At 65.4% G+C, this 20785-nt stretch carries 20 protein-coding genes and 2 pseudogenes; 10 read left to right on the top strand and 12 right to left on the bottom strand.

Annotated elements, in window-relative coordinates; all coding sequences use genetic code 11:
* Positions 1–6: 6 nt before the first annotated feature.
* Positions 7–465: an SRPBCC family protein gene (locus V5279_RS19480; protein ID WP_338700073.1), complete on the bottom strand. Its 459-nt coding sequence runs from the start codon at positions 463–465 to the stop codon at positions 7–9.
* A 75-nt stretch (positions 466–540) separates the two neighbouring features.
* Between V5279_RS19480 and V5279_RS19475 the strand changes: the two genes are divergently transcribed.
* The gene (locus V5279_RS19475; protein ID WP_338700071.1) at positions 541–1632 is read left to right on the top strand and encodes an adenylate/guanylate cyclase domain-containing protein; all 1092 of its coding nucleotides are present in this window, start codon (positions 541–543) and stop codon (positions 1630–1632) included.
* A gap of 5 nt (positions 1633–1637) precedes the next feature.
* Here the strand turns inward: V5279_RS19475 and V5279_RS19470 are convergent, their stop codons facing one another.
* Positions 1638–1886: a hypothetical protein gene (locus V5279_RS19470; RefSeq protein ID WP_414645732.1), complete on the bottom strand. Its 249-nt coding sequence runs from the start codon at positions 1884–1886 to the stop codon at positions 1638–1640.
* Between the two features lie 92 nt (positions 1887–1978).
* Between V5279_RS19470 and V5279_RS19465 the strand changes: the two genes are divergently transcribed.
* Positions 1979–3199, top strand: a complete 1221-nt coding sequence (locus V5279_RS19465; RefSeq protein WP_338700069.1) for a helix-turn-helix domain-containing protein — start codon at positions 1979–1981, stop codon at positions 3197–3199.
* A gap of 88 nt (positions 3200–3287) precedes the next feature.
* Positions 3288–3938 (top strand): glutaminyl-peptide cyclotransferase, encoded by a 651-nt coding sequence (locus V5279_RS19460; protein WP_338700067.1) that lies wholly within the window; start codon positions 3288–3290, stop codon positions 3936–3938.
* Positions 3939–3965: 27 nt separating this feature from the next.
* Here the strand turns inward: V5279_RS19460 and V5279_RS19455 are convergent, their stop codons facing one another.
* The 4 genes and pseudogenes from V5279_RS19455 to V5279_RS47090 form a co-directional block, all read right to left on the bottom strand.
* Positions 3966–4298 (bottom strand): hypothetical protein, encoded by a 333-nt coding sequence (locus tag V5279_RS19455; RefSeq protein ID WP_338700065.1) that lies wholly within the window; start codon positions 4296–4298, stop codon positions 3966–3968.
* A 170-nt stretch (positions 4299–4468) separates the two neighbouring features.
* Entirely contained in the window at positions 4469–5686 is a 1218-nt protein-coding gene (locus tag V5279_RS19450; protein ID WP_166296419.1) for an MFS transporter, read from the bottom strand.
* 142 nt (positions 5687–5828) lie between these two features.
* Positions 5829–6995: an ABC transporter substrate-binding protein gene (locus tag V5279_RS19445; protein ID WP_224742014.1), complete on the bottom strand. Its 1167-nt coding sequence runs from the start codon at positions 6993–6995 to the stop codon at positions 5829–5831.
* A 471-nt stretch (positions 6996–7466) separates the two neighbouring features.
* Positions 7467–7715: pseudogene (locus V5279_RS47090) on the bottom strand (hypothetical protein); the annotation flags it as partial.
* A 46-nt stretch (positions 7716–7761) separates the two neighbouring features.
* On the opposite strand from V5279_RS47090, the gene V5279_RS19440 reads away from it, so the two are divergent.
* Positions 7762–7905 (top strand): hypothetical protein, encoded by a 144-nt coding sequence (locus tag V5279_RS19440; protein ID WP_166296425.1) that lies wholly within the window; start codon positions 7762–7764, stop codon positions 7903–7905.
* Positions 7906–7913: 8 nt separating this feature from the next.
* On the opposite strand, the gene V5279_RS19435 is transcribed toward V5279_RS19440, so the two are convergent.
* The gene (locus V5279_RS19435; RefSeq protein ID WP_166296428.1) at positions 7914–8465 is read right to left on the bottom strand and encodes a carboxymuconolactone decarboxylase family protein; all 552 of its coding nucleotides are present in this window, start codon (positions 8463–8465) and stop codon (positions 7914–7916) included.
* A gap of 109 nt (positions 8466–8574) precedes the next feature.
* Complete coding sequence (bamA, locus tag V5279_RS19430; protein ID WP_338700058.1) at positions 8575–11085, bottom strand: outer membrane protein assembly factor BamA; 2511 nt, start codon at positions 11083–11085, stop codon at positions 8575–8577.
* A 263-nt stretch (positions 11086–11348) separates the two neighbouring features.
* On the opposite strand from bamA, the gene V5279_RS19425 reads away from it, so the two are divergent.
* Both V5279_RS19425 and V5279_RS19420 read left to right on the top strand, forming a co-directional pair.
* Positions 11349–12095 carry a response regulator gene (locus V5279_RS19425; protein WP_338700056.1) on the top strand — a complete coding sequence of 249 codons (747 nt, stop codon included), beginning with the start codon at positions 11349–11351 and terminating at the stop codon, positions 12093–12095.
* Complete coding sequence (locus tag V5279_RS19420; protein ID WP_338700054.1) at positions 12092–13429, top strand: ATP-binding protein; 1338 nt, start codon at positions 12092–12094, stop codon at positions 13427–13429. Before V5279_RS19425 ends, V5279_RS19420 begins: the two co-directional genes overlap by 4 nt.
* A gap of 8 nt (positions 13430–13437) precedes the next feature.
* On the opposite strand, the gene V5279_RS19415 is transcribed toward V5279_RS19420, so the two are convergent.
* On the bottom strand, positions 13438–13896 hold the full coding sequence (locus tag V5279_RS19415) for an EF-hand domain-containing protein (protein WP_338700051.1): 459 nt from the start codon (positions 13894–13896) through the stop codon (positions 13438–13440).
* Positions 13897–14040: 144 nt separating this feature from the next.
* Positions 14041–14508 carry a MarR family winged helix-turn-helix transcriptional regulator gene (locus V5279_RS19410; protein ID WP_224741582.1) on the bottom strand — a complete coding sequence of 156 codons (468 nt, stop codon included), beginning with the start codon at positions 14506–14508 and terminating at the stop codon, positions 14041–14043.
* A 148-nt stretch (positions 14509–14656) separates the two neighbouring features.
* Between V5279_RS19410 and V5279_RS19405 the strand changes: the two genes are divergently transcribed.
* Together V5279_RS19405 and V5279_RS19400 are read left to right on the top strand one after the other, a co-directional pair.
* A complete protein-coding gene (locus V5279_RS19405) occupies positions 14657–15058 on the top strand; it encodes an Ohr family peroxiredoxin (RefSeq protein WP_338700047.1) in 402 nt (133 codons plus the stop codon).
* A gap of 93 nt (positions 15059–15151) precedes the next feature.
* The gene (locus tag V5279_RS19400; protein WP_338701291.1) at positions 15152–15556 is read left to right on the top strand and encodes a cupin domain-containing protein; all 405 of its coding nucleotides are present in this window, start codon (positions 15152–15154) and stop codon (positions 15554–15556) included.
* Between the two features lie 51 nt (positions 15557–15607).
* On the opposite strand, the gene V5279_RS19395 is transcribed toward V5279_RS19400, so the two are convergent.
* The gene (locus V5279_RS19395) at positions 15608–17125 is read right to left on the bottom strand and encodes an MFS transporter (RefSeq protein WP_338700045.1); all 1518 of its coding nucleotides are present in this window, start codon (positions 17123–17125) and stop codon (positions 15608–15610) included.
* Positions 17126–17339: 214 nt separating this feature from the next.
* Here V5279_RS19395 and V5279_RS19390 point away from each other — a divergent pair.
* Positions 17340–18235: pseudogene (locus tag V5279_RS19390) on the top strand (LysR family transcriptional regulator).
* 12 nt (positions 18236–18247) lie between these two features.
* Here the strand turns inward: V5279_RS19390 and V5279_RS19385 are convergent.
* A complete protein-coding gene (locus tag V5279_RS19385) occupies positions 18248–19318 on the bottom strand; it encodes a LysR family transcriptional regulator (protein WP_338700043.1) in 1071 nt (356 codons plus the stop codon).
* Here V5279_RS19385 and V5279_RS19380 point away from each other — a divergent pair.
* A complete protein-coding gene (locus tag V5279_RS19380) occupies positions 19302–20741 on the top strand; it encodes an MFS transporter (RefSeq protein WP_338700041.1) in 1440 nt (479 codons plus the stop codon). The two genes, V5279_RS19385 and V5279_RS19380, sit on opposite strands and share 17 nt — an antisense overlap.
* Positions 20742–20785 lie beyond the last annotated feature (44 nt).

The following is a 20785-nucleotide window of genomic DNA, read 5'->3' as shown; positions in this document are numbered from 1 at the left end:
GAAGGCCTAACTGCCCCGCGCCGGACCGGAGTCCGGGCCTGGAGCTCGGCCGGCGGCCGCGAGCGCCAGCCTGGCAAGGTAGTGTGTCCAACCCTTTTCATGGCTCGCGCACTGCGCCGCGTTGGGCAGGCCGCTATGGGTCATGCGCAACAGCGTGCCGTTGTCCTGTTCCATCAGGTCGATCTCGATCAGGCTCGATCCCGGCGGCACTTCGGCGCCGCCCTCCCAGCCGAAACTGTAGGCCAGACGATGCACCGGCACGACCTCGCGAAACGCGCCGCGCGCCGCCCGCGACAGATCGCCGGCGACGCCCTTGAGCAGATAGAGCCCGCCGGGATGCAGCTCGGTTTCGGCCTCGAGCCCCATCCAGCTGACGATCTTCTGCGGATCGGTCAGAAAGGCGAACACGGTTGCGGGCGGAGCTGCGATCTGCATCTCGCGTTGAACGATGAAGGCTTCGGTCATCGGTTGATCCTCCATGGGCGGTCAGGTTTCGGGATAATTCGTGACAAGGGCGGCGCATCAACTCCATGATGGGTGATGCGATTGTCCTCGACACTGAGCTGGCTGGTCGACGCCGCCGCCGAGACCGCGGGCGCCAACCGGTTGCTGGCGGACCTCGGTAGCCACCTTATCACGGATGGCCTGCCGCTTGCCGGAGGCGCGCTGACGTTCGAAGTTCCGCATCCCCTGATCGAACGGCGCACCTGGCTGTGGCGCGCCGGCAATGGCGAGGTCATCGAGGCGCTCGGCTTCGCGCCGGAACAACCCTTTGCAATGCCCGAGTTGGTGGGATCCGGCGACGCCGGCCGGCGCTGGCTCGGCGGCCTCGCACCCGGCCCGATCCACGAGGACACGATCGGAACGCGACCGGATGGCCCGACCCTCAGCTGGATCGGAACACGTCCCTTCACGCCCGCGGAGGCGGATCAATTGCGCGAGGCGGCGCGCTTCACGGCCGCACCGCTTGCCGCGCTCGCGGCGCGCGCGACACTCACCGCGGCGCTGGAAGCCTATCTCGGCCGGCGCAGCGCGGCGCGCGTGCTGGCGTCTCCCTTGCGGCGCAACACCGGCGAGACCATCCGGGCGGCCCTGCTGTTTGCCGATCTGCGCGGCTTCACCGCGCTGTCCGAAAACCATCCGCCTGCCGAGGTGATCGCGGCGCTCGACGCCTGGTTCGACCGCATCGCCGGCGCGATCCATGCCTTCGGCGGCGAGGTGCTGAAATTCATCGGCGATGGCCTGCTCGCGATCTTTCCGGTCACGACCAGCGCGCGCGGCGCATGCGAGGCGGCGCTGCGCGCGGTATCGGCGGCGCGCGTCGGCATGGCGCATCTCGATGCCGAGCGGCGCGGCCGCGGCCTGCCGCCGCTGCCATTCGGCGCGGCGCTGCATCTCGGCGAGGTGCACTGGGGCAATATCGGCGCGGCCGACCGCCTCGACTTCACGGCGATCGGCGCCGCCGTCAATCTGGTCAGCAGGCTGGAAGGACTGTGCAAGCCGCTCGAGCAGACCGTGCTGGTCTCGGGCGCACTCGCCGCCGAGACCGAGATGCCGCTGATCGCACTCGGCACCCACGAGCTGCGCGGCATCGCACGGCCATGTGCGGTCTTCACCTTGCCCGAGGGATGAGCCGGTCATCGGAACAGCCGCAGCCACGGCGCCAGATGGAAGGCGCTCATCAGCGCATACATCGGGACCATCCCCTGCAGTGAAAGCGGCCCCTGCATGCCGCCGCAGATCATGTCGGCCGGCGCCATCGCCGCAACCAGCGCCATCAGCGCGAAGGTCGGCGCCGCCGCCAGCGAGAGCCAGCGCGCCACCATCGGACCGCGCCCGCCAAGCCGGCCCCTCGACCAATCGTCTCGTGTTTCGATACCGGTCATCATTCGATCTCTCTGGAGCTGATCCATGTCGTCATGTGCTAGGTTAGGACCGGGCCTCGGAGGGCGAGAGTGACAAGTGTGTCGGGATTCGGATGGACTCGCTGATTACCGCTGCGGCGCGCGCGCTCGCGGCGGGTGATCCCCTCGGCGCACTGAAACGGGTGGCCCTGCGCGACGATGCGCCGGCGCTGGCTCTGCGCGGCATTGCGATGGCCCGGCTCGGCGATTTCGCCCGCGCCAAGGAGCTGTTGCGGCGCGCTGGCCGGGCATTCGGTCCGCGGGAAGCCATCGCACGGGCGCGCTGCGTGGTGGCCGAGGCCGAGATCGCGCTGGTGTCGCGCGATCTCTCCTTTCCCAAGAAGGCGCTCGCCGCGGCGCGCGCGACGCTGGCAGCGCATGGCGATGCGCTCAACGCCGCGCATGCCGGCTATCTCGAAATCCGCCGCCTGCTGCTGATCGGAAGCCTCGATGCGGCCGAGCGCATGCTCGACGACCTCGACCCAGCGCCCTTCCCGCCGGCGCTGCGGGTCGGCCATGAACTGGTCGTGGCCGGGATCGCGATGCGGCGGCTGCGCACCAAGCCCGCACGCGAGGCGCTGGCGAGGGCCAGGGATGCGGCGCGACGCGCCGGCATCGCCGAACTCGCGGCGGAGGTCGAAGGCACCGCGCAGCTGCTCGCGACGCCGGCGGCGCGTCTGATCGCACGCGGCAGCGAGCGGCCGCTGCTGCTCGCGGAGGTCGAGGCCTTGCTGGCGTCGAAGGCGCTTGTCGTCGATGCCTGCCGCTATGTCGTGCGCGATATCAGCACCACGGTGTCGCTGACGCGGCGGCCAGTGCTGTTCGCGCTCGCCCGTGCACTTGGCGAAGCCTGGCCGCAGGACGTGTCGCGCGGCACGCTGATCGCGCGGGCGTTCCGCGGCAAGCACGCCGATGAATCGCACCGCGCGCGGCTGCGGGTCGAGATCGGACGTCTGCGCCGGGCATTGCAGCCGCTCGCCGATCTCAGTGCGACGCCCGACGGCTTCGTGCTGGAACCGCACAACCGGCGCGACGTCGCCGTGCTGGCGCTGCCGGTCGAGGAGGAGCATGCGGAAGTGCTCGCCTTCCTCGCCGACGGCGAGGCCTGGTCGAGCTCGGCGCTGTCGGTGGCGCTGGGGGCGAGCCAGCGCACCGTGCAGCGCGCGCTCGACGCGCTGGCCGCCACAGGCAAGGTGCAGTCGGTTGGCCGCGCCCGCGCCCGGCGCTGGATGACGCCGCCGGTGCCGGGATTCACGACGACGTTGTTACTCCCTGCCCCGCTGCCGAACGGCTAGCATCAGGGCGCAATTAGAGCGTTTTCGAGCGAAGTGGGTACCGGTTCGCGTCAAGAAAACGCGTCAAAACAAGAACCAGGAGCGCCGCATGAAGAAGTTCGAAGCCGAGATCATCCGGGAATATGCCTTCGAAGGCGTCGAGAGCGTGGGCGGCGTCAGCTTCGACGGCGAGCAGGTCTGGTTCGCCGCCGGCGGCCGGCTGATCGCGTTCGATCCCGACAGCGGCAAGACCACCCGCATCCTCGACATCGCGGCCCATGCCGGCACCGCCTTCGACGGCAAGCACCTCTATCAGATCGCCGAGGACCGCATTCTGAAGATCAAGCCGGACAGCGGACGCGTGGTGTCCACCATCCCCGCGCCCGGCGGCGGCCGCGACTCCGGCATGGCCTGGGCGGAAGGCTCGCTGTGGGTCGGCCAGTATCGCGACCGCACCATCCACCAGATCGATCCGGAGACCGGCAAGATTCTCCGCACCATCGAAAGCAACCGGTTCGTCACCGGTGTCTCCTGGGTCGACGGCGAGCTCTGGCACGGCACATGGGAGGAGGACCAGAGCGACGTGCGGCGGATCGATCCGCAGACCGGCGAAGTGATCGAACGGCTGGAGATGCCGCAGGGCGTGTTCGTCTCCGGGCTCGAATCCGACGGGCAAGACCGGTTCTTCTGCGGCAGCGGCTCCACCAACAACAAGGTGCGCGCCATCCGGCGGCCGAAGCGAGGAGCGCGCGCCGGATGACGATGGCCTATTCAGGGATATCCGTGATCACTTCGCGGCCAGGGAAAGAATAGAGCGGATGATCCGACGCTTTTCGTCCGACAAACCCGCGAGCAGCGCCTCGTCGAGATGCTCTTCTCGAATGAGCCGCGCGAAGACAAGTGGCAGCTGCGAGTACCGGTAATCGAACATCTCGTCGATCTCCCTCCTTTGCCGGTGCAGATAGTCGCCAACTTCCCACATCTCCGACGGCGTCGCTGCTGCGCCGGCCCTGCTCTTGAATTCGGCCATCACCTTGGCGAGTGCGCACTCTAGCGCTGAATCGTAGGCCTTGCGCGCGATCTTCTTCTCGGCCGGGGACCATTCGAGATCATGGTACATGGTGGGCTCTCGCGGACTTCGTTGGCGCAGTGATGACGGTCACTGCAATGGCGTTCGGGCGGGTGAGCGCCCGACCGATCCAATGATGCCACAACGTTGCCGTTTCGCCTGCCGCTCGGCAAGAACAATACGTCGGTCCGGGCGGCGCGCTGCATGACGCATGGCAAACTTCACGCCGGCGCCGGCACCGCATTGGGCCGCGCCGCCGGCATCGGCCGGAACGTCATCATGATCAGGAACGCGCCGATGCCCATGGCCCAGGAACCGACATAGAGCCACGTGTAGCTCGCAAAGGCATCGTAGATCAGGCCGCCGAGCAAGGGACCGGTTGCCATGCCGAGGCTACCGGCCATCGACGTGCCGCCAATCACCGTGCCCATCATCCGCAGCGGAAAATTCTCGCGGACCAGCACGGCATAAAGCGGCATGGTGCCGGCATAGATGAATCCGAACACCGCCGCCACTGCATAGAATGCGGCAAGCTCGCGGACGAAAGCGTAACCGAGCGCGCCGAACGCCTGGGCGAGCAGGCCGAACACCAGCAAGCGCTTGGCGCCGAAGCGATCGCCGAGCAGGCCGAAGGCGATACGGCCGCCCATGCCGGCCAGTCCTTCGACACTGTAGATCGTCACCGCTGCGATCATCGGGACGCCGCAGGTGATTGCGTAGCTGACGGTGTGGATGATCGGGCCCGAATGGGTGGCGCAGCAGAAGAAACTGGTCGCGGTCAGGATGATGAATTGCGGCGAGCGCAGCGCCTGAGCCAGCGACATCGGCGGCTCGCCGTTCTCGGTGACCGCCTCAGCGTGGTCGCCTTGCAACGCCGGCGGACGACGCACCAGGAACGCGACCGGGATCATGATCGCGCCGACCACGCCTGCTACGATCAGCATCGCGGATCGCCAGTCGTGGTGGGAGATCAGCCAGGCCGCAAGCGGCGACATCGTCATCGGCGCCATGCCCATGCCCGCCGACACCAGCGAGACGGCGAGACTGCGATGGGTGTCGAACCAGCCGGTGACGCAGGCCATCATCGGGGCGAAGATCGCGGCGGTGGCCCCGCCGACCAGCACGCCGAACACGAACTGAAACGCCAGCAACGACGTGGCCTGGCTTGCCAGCGCAAGGCTCGACGCCAGCACGACCGATCCGGTCAGCACCACCGGGAGCGGCCCGAACCGGTCGGACAGCGTGCCCCAGATCATGCTGGTGAAGGCCATCGCGAGGAAGCCGATCGTCATCGCGCTGGAGATGCCGGTCACCGACCAGCCGGTCTCCCGCGCCATGGGCTGGAGGAACACCGGCAGCGAAAACATGCCGCCGATCGCGACGCAGCCGAGCAGGCCGCCGGCCGCGACGATCACCCAGCGATAGGTCGAATTGCTCATTCCGGAACTCCCATTCAGCTCGTTCTGGATGGAAGACGAGCGGGACGGCGAGGAACCGACAGCCGGCGATCCGCTCCGGCTCACTTTTTTGCGAGCGAGGCAGCCTCCAATGGCCGCAACCGCGCCCCTTCCCCCTCGGCGCCTAGCGACCAGCCAAACTGCATCCGGGCTGCGGCGCGATCTCGCCGAGCGCGCGGACCTGCACCAGCTCGCTCCCTTGCGTCCTGGCGATGAACATGTTCATCGCCGCGTGGTGATCCGGACCGAGCGTCACCGGGCCGGTCGGCGACGCAATGGTGAGGCCCGCCATCGCGTCGATGATGGCCTCCTTGTCGAGCTTGCCGGCCTTCTCGGCCGCCACCTTGAGCGCGATCAGGGTGTTGTAGTGCGTCATCACGTAATTCGACACTGCGACACCGGCACTGGCCGCAGCGCGCGCCTTGGCGACGAAAGCCTTGACCGAGGGGTCGTCGCTCGCCGCAACCGCCGGCACCACGGTCACCATGTTCTGTCCCTTGCCGCGGAAGATGCCGAGATCGACCTCCGACAATCCAAGGAAAGCGACCGTGATCTCCTTCAGCAACCCGGCCTCGTCGGCCTGCCGGATGAAATCCATGCCGTCGCCCTTCAGCGCGAACAGCAGCACCTTGGCCCTGCTCGCCGCGACCTCCTTGATCAACGGCGAAAAGTCGGTCTCGGTCCCCAGCGTGTATTTGGTCCCGACCACCTTGCCGCCGAGCTTCTCGATCAAGGGCTGCGCGATGTCGAACATCTGGTGCGGCCAGACCCGGTCGGCGCCGAGCAGGAAGTATGTGTTGCCGAAGGTCTGGGTCATGTAGGGCAGCAGCTGGCCGAGCTCCTGGTTCGGCACCGCGCCGAACGAGAACAGATACCGGCTGCATTTGCCGCCCTCGTAATTGGTGGCGTAGAGCAGCGGCGTCTTCGAACTCTCGGCCAGCGGCACCAGCGCATTCAAATTGCGCGAGGTGATCGGACCGACCACGGCCAGCGCGCCGTCCTTCTCGACCAGCGAGCGCATCGCGTCAGCGGCGGCCTCCGGCCGCGTCTTGTCGTCGGCATAGATGATCTCGACCGGCCGGCCGAGAATCCCGCCCGCCGCGTTGATGTCGCGCGCCGCGAGATCGAGCCCGAGCTTCGCCTGCTGGCCATAAAGCTCGACGCCACCGGAAAACGGCAGCACCGCGCCGACGCGGATCGGTCCGCCGGCGTCCGCTGCGCGCGAAGGTCGCAGCGCCGTGGAGCCGAGCAGCAACGCGAGCGCGATGCACGTGATCGTGCGTGATGCCATGTGTCCTCGATTCGCACCGCCGACAAGCGCAACGTCAGCCGAGCCTAGCTGCGCGGCTCGAAAGGATTGGTTAAGAGCGCAACCGCCGGGGCAATCCCGCAGGTATTGCTTGGTTGCGGAATTGCCTCGCGACCTCCGAGAGGTATCGGCCAATTCGCGATGATAAAGGACAGCCAACCCTACAAACGTCGCCGGCGTGAGCCGCGAAGAAATCGGCGCGTAGTTCGATTGTGGACGATGCAACCCGAACTTGCCCGAGATCCAGGATTTGAACTCAGACGAGCCGATCACCTGATCGAGATCTTGAAAGCTGACTGTGTCCACGCCGAAAGCCCTCATCGCATCTCGAATCTTGGCATCCTCACGAGACTCCCAGTTTTGTGAGCGAACCCACCTGAAGAACACCTCAGGAATGCTCGTGTTTGGCATCTGGTCGTGGCACTCGCGGCACACCAAGAACAAATTTGACACATTGTCGCTTCCGTTAAGCGATCTTGGGATTATGTGACAGCGTTGAAGAGGAATGCGATTCCAACATCGCAGTATTTCGTCCCAACCCACGTCAGGCCGCTTGATGTCGTACCTTGTGCCATAGTGAAATCCGCAAGCCCAACAGCGAGGCTTCCTCGGTTCTACATGCAAGTACAACCGCGAAAATCGATGCCTCCAGTACTCATATATTTGCGCTTTCGACGGAAGAGTATCTGCAGACTGCCACATAGTCATAGCATGCCTTCCAGAAGCGAAGCGCCGGCACGGGTTCGAGGTGGCGACGGCAGAGAATCAGCACCTGATAGAGACGCTTCCGACGCTCGACTACGACGTGATCAGCCTGCCGAAGGTTTCATCATCTGAGCGCGTCGACTTCGTCCTGGCGACGCTCGGCGGCTGCATCACACCTGTTGCCTGATCAGGCCATCACTCCGCAGCCTCGCGCTGCTGAATGCCCTGCTCGCCATCGAGCTGCAAAATATCGTTGAAGCGGTTGAAGGCCCCGCACAGCGCGATCCGCCAGGTCAGTTCGACGATCTGGGCTTCCGAGAAATGCGCGCGCAGCCGCGCGAAGATCTCGTCGCGGGTCTTGTTCCAGTTGTTGGTGACGGCGATCGCATATTCGACCACGAGCTTGTCGAGCGCGTCGAGCTCGGGATGATCCTGATAGTCGAGCAGCCGTTCGGCGCCCGCCTCCGAGACGCCCTGGATCGCGAGCTTCGGCGCATGATGCGACACGCAATATTCGCACTTGTTCAACAGCGACACCGTCACCAGCGCGAGTTCGAGATGCCGTTTCGACAGTACCGCCTCGTCGGCAAGATCGACCAGCAGCGACCACGTGTGCTTGAAGATCGCCGGGCGCTGCGCCATGACGCCGGCCTGGTTCTCGAACGCGCCATAGGTCGTCATCTTGTCCCACAGCGGCTTGAGCTCGGCCGGCAGGTCGTTCTTGGTCTTGATGGACACGCGTGACATGGATCTTGCCTCGGATCGGAACTGAACCGACGCAGCCTGCCCCGCTTCGGCAGGCGCCGCAAGCCGCAGCGCCGCATGGCAGGCGTCGCGTCAGGTCGGCGCCACTAGCTCAGAACGACGTCCCGCCGCCGAACCTGAACTCCTGCACGATGTCGTACTTGCCCTTGGTGATCGGCACCGCGTAGTCGAAACGCAGCGGCCCAAACGGCGACGCCCAGATTAGTCCGACGCCCACCGAGGTTCTCACGACATTCTCGTCGTCGTATTGGAGGCCGCATTTGCAAGCAGCCGTATTAACCTCGCCGGTCGCGGCCCACGACGTCGGTCCTTGGTAACCCCAGAGCGAGCCGGCATCCGCATAGACCGCGCCCTTGAGCCCGACCTCCGAGGGCAGGAACCAGAATGGCATCTGCAGCTCCATCGAAGCACCCCAATATTTGGTTCCGCCGAGCGCATCCCCGCCCCCCCCGAGACTCGCATAGGTGATGTCACGCGGACCGATGCCGTTGGTGGCGAAGCCGCGCACGAGATTCGGCCCCATCTGGAAATGATCCAGCATGCGCAGATCGTTGTCTCCGATCTTGGTGAGCAGGCCGCCCTGCAGGTGGATCAGCCCGATAAGGTCGGACACCAGCGGCGTATAGTATTTGGCGTCGACCGCGCTCTTTAGATACGTCACGTCGCCGCCAACGCCGGCAAAATCCTGCTTGAAGTCGATCAGCAGGCCGTCGGTCGGGTTCTTGTTGTTGTCGAGGGTGTTGTAGCTGAGCGTGTAGCCGAGCTGCGAGGTCCAGGTCGCACCGGCAGCCAGTTCCTTGCGCACGGGCAAGGTGGATTCGCCGTCGCCGTAGCAACCATATCCATAGAGCCCTGACGAGACCGAGTTGGTCGGATCGACGCCGCCGAGCACACTCTGGATGTAGGCGGGCGTGGGATTGAACGCGAGCGACGGGTTGGACGCGTTGTTGTTGCAGTTCGCGTAGGCGCTATCGAGCGAGATTTCCTGCTGGTAGAGCGAATACCGAAGCTGGAGCGTCAGGTCCTCGCGCAGTGCCAGACCCAACCGCGGTGAGAACCCGATCGTCTTCACGCCATAGGTCGTGTAATCTGTCGGCAACTGCTCCTTGTAATAGGCATCGAGCCCGAGCGCGACGCGATAGTCGAGCAGATACGGCTCGACAAAGGACAGCGACAGGCCGCGCGAGTACTGGCCGTAGCTGACCGTTGCCTTCGCAAACAGGCCACGGCCGAGCAGATTGCGTTCTGAGATGCTGACCTCGGCCAGCGCGCCGTCGGTCGTGGAATAGCCCCCCGAGACGGAGAAGTCGCCGGTCGACTTCTCCTCCAGATTGACGACCAGAACGACGCGGTCGCTCGATGAGCCGGGCTCCGTGGTGATCTTGACCGTCTTGAAGTAGTCGAGATTCTTCAGCCGCCGCTCGGCACGATCGACCAGCGCGCGGTTATACGCATCGCCCTCGGAGAGATCGAACTCGCGCCGGATCACGTAGTCGCGCGTGCGGCCGTTGCCGCGAATGTCGATGCGCTCGATATAGGTCCGCGGCCCCTCCTCCACGCGGAACATGATCCCCACCGTGTGGGCCTCGAAATTCCGGCTGCCGTCCGGACGGACCACGGCGAAGGCATAGCCGCGGCGCGAGGCTTCGATCTGCATGTCCTCGACCGATTTCTCGATGGCTTCGACGTTGTAGAGCGAACCTTCGCTGACACGCGAGAGCGAGCGCAGGGTATTTGGATCGAATCCCGCGATGGTCGAGCGGAAGCTCACCGTCGCGACGCGGTACTGCTGCCCTTCGTCGATCTTGAAGGTGACCTGAAAGCCCTTGCGTCCCGGGTCGTATTCGGCGAGCGCGGCCACGACCTGCACGTCGGCATAGCCATGCTTGAGGTAGAAGCGGCGGATCAGGTCGCGATCGGCCTCGACGCGATCGGGGTCGTAGATGTCGCCGTTGCCGAGAAAGCTCAGGAGGTTCGACTCATGGGTCTTGATGATGTCCTTCAGGCGCGCCGCCGAGAAGCTGTTGTTGCCCATGAACTCGATGGTCTTGACGCCGGTCTTCTGCCCCTCCTCGACGGTGAAGACGAGATCGACGCGGTTGTTCGGCCGGTCGATGATCTCAGGCGTGACGTGCACGTCGTAGCGGCCGGAGCGCCGGTAGATTTCGGCGATCCGCAGCGCATCCGACTGCACCATCGGCCGCGACAGCGTGCCTCGCGACTTCGACTGCACCTCGGCCGAGAGCTGCTCATCCTTGATCTTCTTGTTGCCCTCGAACGCGACGCGGTCGATCACCGGATTCTCGATCACCGAAACGACAATCCGGCCACCGGCGCGATTGATCTTGACGTCCTGGAACAGCCCGGTCGCGAGCAGCTCCTTGAACCCGTCGTCGATCGCGGCCTGATCGAGCTGGCCGCCGGGCCCCGGCCTGAAATAGGAGCGGACGGTTTCCGCCTCGATTCTCCGGTTGCCTTCGACGGTGATCGCATCGACCGATTGCGCCGCCGCTGGAGCCACCAACAGCCATGTCCCCGGCGTTCCCGGGATCGACAAACCCGAGAGCACGACCGCCACGACAAGGCTCCGCCACGTCTTCATTCCACACCTCGCGAACAAGTCACCCGTTGTGAAGGGACGGTGATGGCTGCGGTGTGGCTGCTAGGTTGCGGGTTTATTTCCAGTGGTTTGGGACTGTAAGCGCGACGCGACGCAGCCCTTGCCCGGTTTGTTTCCGGCGGGCGCGCGCCGGTTACACTCCAGAAACACTATACTGACGAAAAGGCACAATGCCGCCCACAAGCGACGCGTATGCTGGTCGATTGGTGGCTGAACGCGCACCAGAACGCGCGCCGGATGACATCATGACCAGGGCCCAGACACGGACCATGCTTGCACATACGCCAAAGATCCTGGTCGTCGAGGACGATCAGCAAACCAGGGACTTGATTGCCCGCTACCTGCGCGACCAATCCTGCCTGGTAGCCACCGCCTCGAACGGCCGGGAGATGGATCGCTACCTTGCCGGGCATTCGCTCGATCTCGTCGTGCTCGACCTGATGCTACCGGGAGAGGATGGGCTGACGCTGTGCCGCCGCCTGCGCGGCGATTCGACGATCCCGATCATCATGCTCACGGCGAAAGGCGAGGACCTCGACCGGATCCTCGGGCTCGAGATGGGAGCGGACGATTACCTCGCCAAGCCATTCAATCCGCGCGAGCTGCTGGCGCGGATCAACGCCGTGCTGCGCCGTCAGGCCCAGGCCGATCTTGCCGGGCGCTCCGGCCAGAGCTCGACCCGGCTGCGCTTCCAGGACTGGACCATCGACCTGCGTGTGCGCGAGCTGCGCGATCCCGAGGGCGCCCAGGTGCCGCTGACGAGCGCGGAATTCGATCTGCTGCAGGCCTTTTGCGAGCGGCCCGGCCGTATCCTGACGCGGGATGGCCTGCTGACCATGACGCGCAGCCGGCCGGCCAGTCCGTTCGGGCGCAGCATCGATGTGCTGGTCAGCCGGCTGCGTCGCAAGCTCGATACGAACGAAGGATCATCCGTGATCCGGACAGTGCGGACCGGCGGATACATCTTCACGCCGCATGTGGAAGACGCATGAACTGGACCCGCAGGATTGCCGCGCTTTTCAGTTTCCGGCGGATCAGCGGCCAGATCGCCGCGCTGATCCTGCTTTCGCTGGTGTTGATCCACGCGCTGATCGGACTGTATTTCACCAGCCAGAAGCCGCGATCGTTTGCGGACCGGCCGATCCATCAGTTCCAGTTGATTGCCAAGCTTCTGGCTGTGACCCCTGCGGCCAATCGCGCAACGCTGTTACAGGCGGCCGATCGGGCCTTTCCCCGGCTGCACTTCACATTGCGCGACGCTGGGCCGGGCTTGTCTGACGATGCCAATGCGCCAGCCGTCGACGATGTCGATGAGTTTTCCGCGAAGACCGCACCGGCGGCGGTTCGGTTGCCGGACGGCGCCCTGTTCGAGGCAACGATCGGCCCGACCAAAATGCCGCCCTTCTTCGGCGCATTCTGGCTGAGTACGTTCCTGTTCCTGTTCGTCAGCGTCACGCTGCTCGGCGTGTGGGCCGGGCGCGCGCTCAGCGCTCCATTGTCCGCGTTCGCCCGCGCCGCCGAGAATTTCAGCATCAGCCAGGCGGCTGCACCGCTTCCCGAGACGGGCCCGGAGGAAATCCGCGCGGCGGCGGTCGCGCTCAATCAGATGCGCGAACGCATCACGAGCCTGATGAACGACCGCACGCGCATGCTCGCCGCGATCAGCCACGATTTGCGCACACCGATCACCCGGCTGCGGCTCAGATCGGAATACATCGAGAACGACGCCCACCGCGCGGAAACCCTTCACGACCTCGACCAGATGCAGGCGATGCTGGAATCCGTGCTGTCATTCCTGAGCGGCGGCAGCGCGGCGAAGCCGACCCTCGTCAACATGGCCGCCCTGTTGCAGACGATCTGCGAGCAATTCTCCGATTGCGGCCATGTCGTGCGCTACCAGGGCCCGAACAGAGCTTCGCTGATGATCCGCTCCGGCGAGATCAGCCGTGCCGTGACCAACCTGGTCGAAAATGCCCTGCGCTTCGGAAGCGAGGTGGAGATCCGGCTGACCACGTCCAGCGACCGGGCCACCATCGACGTCGCGGACGACGGTCCGGGGATTCCCGAACACCGCCGCGCCGAAATGCTGAAACCCTTCGTCCGCGGCGACGAGGCGCGCACCATGGATGAGAAAAGCGGCTTCGGACTTGGCCTTTCGATCGCCGACGCCGTGGTCCGCGGGCATGGCGGCGGGCTTTCGCTGCACAACAATGCGCCGCACGGCCTGCTCGTCCGCATTGAGCTGCCGGGAACGCCGCGCCAGGAGCCGGGTCGCAGCGGGTCGAATTCGTCGCGCCGGCCGCTTCACGAGGAGGCCGTTGGATAGGCCGGGCGTCAGGATTTCTTGCCTCTGCCCGGAGGTCGCTTCTGGTCCGTTCCGGTATTCTTGAGCTCGTCCTGGGTGACGCGGCAATCGCCGTTCTTGTCGTTCTGCAGGATGAATTCATTCGGCTTGCCGACGAACTCGCTGCGCGTGATCTTGCCGTCCTGATTCTCGTCGAAATAGCCGAAATCGGCGTCGGCGAGCGCGCTGCCGGGCCGGCGAACGCCTTCGAATTCGGCAGGCGTGAGATTGCCGTCGTGATTGCGGTCGGCACGATCGAACAGCCGTCCGAGATAGGCCTTCCACTCGTCGCAGGTATAAACGCCATCGCGATTGGCGTCCCAGATCTCGGCTGCGCTCGCCGGCGAACGATCTCCGCCCACCTCGCGACGATGCTCCTGATCTGACGGAGCCGGTTGAGCCGATGCGAAGGAGATGACCGCGCAGAGCAGGCTCATCGTGGCAATCATCCCGCAGATCGATGACGATCTTCCGCGCAAACTGATCCCTCCTCCGCATCATTGCAACGCGGGCCGGAGTTGCCGGTCGTGCCGTGGCGAAAATGCGGAAGGCCCCGGTGCGGATACAGCGCGTTACAATTTGCCGCCGCGGGATCAGCCCTTCTTCGGATCGCCGCGCGTGTTGTGCAGCAGATTGTCGCGAAGCCTGACAACGCTCTTCTGTACGACGGGAAATTCGTCGCCGAGCCCGGTCGCCTCGATCAGCGAGAAGTTGATGTCCTTGTCGAGCAGGCGCCTTCCCGCCGGCGTCAGGTTGACCCGCACCTGCCGCTCATCGGCGGGATCGCGGACGCGGCTGATATAGCCGCTCTGCTCCAGCTTCTTCAGGATCGGCGTCAGCGTGTTGGATTCCAGAAACAGCTTCTCGCCGAGCGCGCTGACGGTCAGATCGTCGGCCTCCGCCAGCGCCACCATGGCAATGTATTGCGTGTAGGTCAGGCCGACCGCGTCCAGCAGCGGCTTGTAGGCGCGGCCGAAGGCCAGATTGGCCGAATAGACCGCAAAGCACAGAAAATTCGAGAGTTTTCGGGCTTTGGTGTCGGCCTTGGAGGGGCGGGTCACGGGCGTCTCCGGAGTTCGTGATGTCCGGGTCAATATAAATCGTATCCGATTAAATCGGAAGTGCTTGACACGCTCAGGCGCCAAGTCTATTTCAACACGCATCCGATTAGATCGGATACGATCTATATACATCCAAAAGGAGCTCGCCATGACCGCCAATGCCAAGCTTCTCGTCACCGGAAAGACGCACGTCACCGCCGGAGCGAACGGCGCCGCCCGCTCGCGCGACGGCTTCCTCGACGTCAAGCTGCCGCAGCCGCACCCTGCCGCCGAAAACCTGTTCGCGGCCGCCTGGTCGGCCTGCTACATCGGCGCGATCCAGCTCGCCGCGGGACAACGCAAGGTCAAGCTCGCGAGCGAGCCTGAGGTCGACGCCGAGATCGATCTGAACCAGGCCGGTAGCGCCTTCTTCCTGAGCGCGCGCCTCAACGTCCACGTTCCCGGCGTCGAGCGCGAGGTTGCGCAGCAGCTGATCGAAGCCGCGCACGGCATCTGCCCCTACTCCAAGGCGGTCCACGGCAATATCGACGTCACGACAACCCTTGTCTGAGACGCGCGCATGACGACCTCCGGCGCGGGCCGGCCGCTTGCCGGCTCGCGGTCGGACGACAAAGCACAGGAGTTCAAAATGACCAGCAGACTGATGAAGGCGACGCGCCTGTTCGCAAGAGCGGCCCTGATCGCCGGAAGTTTCCTGACGATTCCCACGGCCCAGGCTCAGCAGCCGGCCGGCATCACGCGAACCGACCTGCAGCGCCATGATCTCAGCGTGCCCGGACGTGAAGCCGTCCAGGTGCGTGTCGACATCGCGCCCGGCAAGGCGTTCGGCCGGCACTCCCATCCCCGCGAAGAGATCATCGATGTGCTCGCCGGCACGCTTGAATACGACGTCGACGGCAAGCCGCCGGCGACGCTGAAGGCCGGCGACGTGCTGTTCATCCCCGCAGGCACGATCCATGCGGCGAAGAACGTCGGCAATGTTACCGCCAGCGAGCTTGCGACCTATATTGTCGAGAAGGACAAGCCGCTGCTCTCTCTCGTGAAGTGAAGCCTGCCACCTGCCCGCCCCTATCCCGGGGCGGGCGCGGCGATATCTCCTTCACTTCGTGCATTGAACCTCGGCCTGCCGCACCGGCCGCGCGTTGAAGATCACCAGACTGGTCGCGGCCATGATCCACACGCCGACGCCGCCATAAAGCATCAACCAGCCAAAGCCGCTGGCGAGCGCCTGATGCACGACCGGGCCGGTCAGCTCGGGCGACGCTGCAACATCGCCGGCCGCGATCCGCTCGGCGATGACGCGCAGTTGCGCGCCGTCCAGTGCCGGCAGCACCGCCTTCAGATGCGCCAGCACACCGCACGCCAGGATAAAACCCATCAGCGCGATGTTGACCGCGAGCGAGACCATCCGCGCGCTCATGTCGATCCCGGAGGCCATGCCGGCACGGTCGCTCGACACCGAGCCGGTCGTGGTGTTGGTGACCGGCGTGTTGGTGATGCCGAGACCAATTCCGGCGATCAGGCAGCCCGGCAGCATCGTCAGCCAGTCGGGCTGCGCAGCGGCGCTGCCGAACCTCATCAGCATGAATCCGGTGCCGATGATGAACAGCCCCACTGGGATGATCAGGCCCGGCTGATAGCGCAGCGACAGGCGCTCGGCGAAGGGCGGCATCACCAATGTCGGCAGCGTATAGGCGAGCAGCGCAAGACCGGCGGACACACTGTCATAGCCGAGGCCGGCGTGAAACCAGATCGGCAGATAGATCATGAACGGCCAGTAGCTGAGGTTCATCGCCGCCGAGCCGATGATCGAACCGGAGAAGGCTCGAATACGGAACACAGAAAAGTCGAACATCGGCCGCCGGCTGACTTTTTCGGCGACGAGGAACGCGACGAAGCTCATGGCGGAGACGCCGAGGATCGCAAGCCCCTTCGTACCCAGGAAGCCGAGATCGGGCCCCTGCGTGATGTAGAACGCCAGGCAGAACACGGCGAGCGACATCGTCACGATGCCGGCGATGTCGAGGCTGCTTGCCTTCGGGTCCTTCGATTCATGAACGCCGCCGATCGTGAGCACGAACGCCACAGCCGCCAACAGCACGTGGACAAGGAACACCCACTCCCAGCTCAACACCGCGGCAACGGCGCCGCCGATGATCGGCCCGAAACCGAGACCGATGCCGAAGATGACGCCCCACCAGCCCCAGGCGACCGCACGCACCCGGCCGCCCTGGAATTCATGCGACAGCACGGCGATCTGACAGATCAACAGCGCCCCGCCGCTGAGGCCCTGCAGAAACCTGGCGACGATCAGCATTTCTACGCTCTGCGCGACGCCGCAGATCAGCGAGGTGATGCCGAACGCCGCGATCGCGACCAGGAAGATGCGCTTGCGCCCATAGCGGTCGGCCACCGTCCCGATCGCCATCAGCACCGTGGTGACCGCGATCGTGTAGGCGTTCATGATCCATTGCAGCGCCTTGAAGTCGGCATGCAGCACCTGTTCAAGCGTCGGCAGGATCGCGGGGATGCTGGAGATCTCCAATCCAAACATCAGGCAGGCAAGGCATACGGCTGATAGCACGACAGCGCCGCGGCGGCTCAGTTCAGAGGACATGATCAGGCCTTTTGTTGTGGCGAGCCAACGGCATACCGCACGCTGTTGCCAGGGTGCTGGCAGCAGCGTCGGTCGATTGACTCACGATGTATTGAGGCAGCAGCGGCAGGAATCGGGTGGCCGCGGCGCTTCAGAGCGCAAAGCTAGTCACGGCTTGAGCATTGGTGAATTGGATGACTAGATATTTCAGAGACAACAATTCCGGATGACTGACATGACCACGCTTGACGTCGATGCTGTGAAGACCTTCGTGACCATCGCCGAGCTCAGGAGTTTTACGCGCGCCGCCGAAGCACTCGGCACGACGCAGGGTGCGATCAGCGTGAAGCTGAAGCGGCTGGAGAGCCAAGTCGGCCACAGGCTGATCGAGCGGACACCGCGGCTGGTACGCCTGTCGGCGCAGGGCGCCGAATTCCTCGTGCCGGCGCGCGAACTGCTCGCCGCACATGATCGCGCCGTCGCGGGACTGTCACCCGCGCGCCGCCGCCGCTTCTCGCTCGGCATCGCCACCCATGTCGGAGGCGCTGAAGTCCCGACCTTGCTGGCGCGGCTGCATGCGCACGATCCGGCGCTCACCATCGAGGTCCGGCTCGACGATTCCCGCGACCTGCTGGACGCCTTCGACCGCGGCCAGATCGACGCCGCGAGGACGACCGCCGCGACGGCGAGATGCTGGCGACGGATCACTACGGCTGGTTCGCCACGCCGGACTTTGTCCATCGCACCGGCGCGCCGCTGCGGCTGGCCGCCTCCTCGCCAAGCTGCGGCGTGCTCAACATCGCGACGCGGGCGCTAGCGGCGGCGGGCATTCCGTGGACGGAGACCTTTCTCGGCTGCGGATCCTTTGCCGTCGCCGACGCGGTTGCCGCCGGCCTCGCCACCTCGGTGTTCTCGTGCCGGCTGGCACCGGCAGGAACGATCGAAGTCAGCCGCCGGTTCGGCCTGCCTGCCCTTCCGCCATCCGAGATCGTGCTGCTGTCAGCGTTATCGGATGCAAAATCCCGCGGCGTGCTGAAGACGCTCGTCAGCGCCTTTCGCGAGCATCATCGGCTGCCTGCAGGTCGCGCAGCCGAGGAAATCCGTGCCGTCACGGAAGCGCCTGGGTCCTGAACCATATGCCGACTAGCGTCGCGCGCTGTCGGCGCGCTTGCCCTCGAACAGCGCGCGCTCCGACGCGAGCGCCTTGGCCAGAAAATCGAGCGTGGCGCGGATGCGCGCGGTGCGCTTGAGATCGTCATGCGTCAACAGCCACAGCGCCGATCGCGGCTCGGCAAGCGTCTTCGGGGTTACGCGGCGCAGTGCGGGCGCGAGATCGCCGACATAGCAGGGCAGCAAGGCGAGCCCCATTCCGGCGATGGCCGCGTCGCGCAGCGCGGGAAGCGCATCGACCCGGCAGGCGATCCGCGTTGAACGTAACTTGTCGCGCATCCAGCCGGCGATCACGGTTCCCGCCAGCACGTCGTCGAGCCCGATCCAGTCGTGTGCAGACAGATCCTTGTCGTCGCGCCGGGCGAGATAAGCCCGCGATCCGTAGACCGCATGCGCAATATCGGCAACGCGCCGCCCGACCAGCAGCTCGGATGGCGCGGGCGTCGGCCGAATCGCAATCTCGGCCTCGCGGCGCGTCAGGTTCGCCATCGCATTCGAGATGGCGATCTCGGGCTGAATCTCCGGATGCGCGGCCCGCATCGCCGGCAGATGCCGCATCAAGACCGCGCCGAGCGTATCGGTTGTCGTGATCCGGACCGGACCCGACGGCCTGAGGTCCTGTCCCGCCAGCTTGCGCTCTAGCGCGAGCACCTCGTCCTCGAGACGGGCCGCCGATGCCGCGGCGGTCTCTCCCGCAGGCGTCGGCGCATAGCCGTCGCGGAAGCGTTCGAACAGCCGCGTTCCGATCGTTTTCTCGATCGTGCCGAGACGGCGAAACACCGTCGAATGCGCGACGCTTAGCCGGCGCGCGGCTCCCGAAAGACTGCCCTCCCGCGCAATGGCGAGGACGAGCCGGAGATCGTTCCAGTCCAGCGCGCTGTGCATTCCTGCACTGTGCATTTTTGCAAACTCATTTGCCATATCTAGATAATACCTGATCGCAAACGAACAGGCCATCTTCTCCATTATTAAATCGGCCTCGCGCACCCCACGCGAGCCGTTGCCGATTGCCGAGGAGGAATGGCAGGTGACAAGCGAGACCACCGAGACGTTGCAACTGCACGACCCACGGCCGGCGACAGCCGACCCAAGGCGGTGGCTGGCCCTGCCCGTGCTGCTGACCGGCGCCTTCCTGCCGATCCTCGATTTCAATGTCGTCAATCTCGCGCTGCCGGCCATTCGCGACAATCTCGGTGCCAGCGCAAGCGAGGTCCAGTTCGTCATCTCGGCCTATGCTGCGACTTATGCGGTGTTCCTAATCACCGGCGGCCGGCTCGGCGATCTCTTCGGACGTCGCCGCATGTTCCTGACCGGTGTCGCCGGCTTCACGATCGCGTCGGTGCTGTGCGGCATTGCATGGTCGCCCACGGTGCTGGTCGCGGGGCGGATCCTGCAGGGCCTCACCGCGACGGTGATGGCGCCGCAGGTGCTTGCCTCGATCCGCGTGCTGTTTCCGGCGGCTGAACAGGGCCGTGCGCTCGGCTTCTACGGCGCGACCTTCGGCCTTGCCAACATCTGCGGCCAGGTGCTGGGCGGCGTTCTGGTATCGGCCCATCCGTTCGGACTGGCCTGGCAGGCGATCTTCCTCATCAACCTGCCGATCGGCCTCGTGGCGTTTGTCGGCGGCGTGCTGTACCTCACCGACTCCCGCGCGGAGCACGCCCAGCGGCTCGACATCGGCGGCGTCATCCTGCTGTCGCTGACGCTCGGCCTGTTGGTCTATCCGCTGATCGAGGGACGTGAACTCGGCTGGCCGGCGTGGATCATCGCGATGCTGCTGGCCTCGCCATTAGTGCTCGCCGCCTTCGTCCGCTTCGAGGCGCGGCTCGAAGCCCGCGGCGGCGACCCGCTGGTCGCGCTGCATCTGCTGCGCAGCAGCGATTTCGTCATCGGCCTGGTGATGGCGCTCGCCTTCTACATGCTGTCGTCGTTCTACCTGACCTTTGCGGTCTACCTGCAAAGCGGCCTGCATCGGTCTCCGCTGGCGGCCGGCCTCGCCACCCTGCCCTTCGCCACCGGCTTCTTCGTGAGCTCGCTCGTGTCACCGCTGGTGATGCAGTGGCTCGGCGCCCGCACGCTGACGTTGGGCTTTGCGTTGCAGGTGATCGGCTTTGGTATCGTCATGCTGTCGATCGGCGGCGCGCTGCCACAAAGCCTCGCCTTCGGCCTGATCTGCGGCGGGCTCGGCTTCGGCACCGTGATGCCCTCGGTCATCAAGGCCGTGATCGGCAGCATCGACCCGCGCCATGCCGGGCTGGCATCGGGCATGATGATCTCGACCTTCCAGATCGGCGCCGCGCTCGGCGTCGCGGTGATCGGCGGCGTCTTCTACGGCCTGCTTGGGCCGCATCCGCAGACCGACGATTACGCGCACGCTTTCACGATCGCGCTCGGCTGCAACGTGGTACTGCTGGCCGTCGGCGGCTGGCTCTCGCTGTGGCTGCCGCGCGAGCCGGCGGCGAGCTGAGACGCCGCAGGTACGCCTTGCCGGGAAACGACCTGCCTGGCCGC

This window comes from Bradyrhizobium sp. 26S5 (assembly GCF_036923295.1).
Classification (GTDB): domain Bacteria; phylum Pseudomonadota; class Alphaproteobacteria; order Rhizobiales; family Xanthobacteraceae; genus Bradyrhizobium; species Bradyrhizobium septentrionale.
The sequence above is the reverse complement of the archived record's forward strand: the minus strand, read 5'-3'. Positions and strand labels throughout refer to the sequence as shown.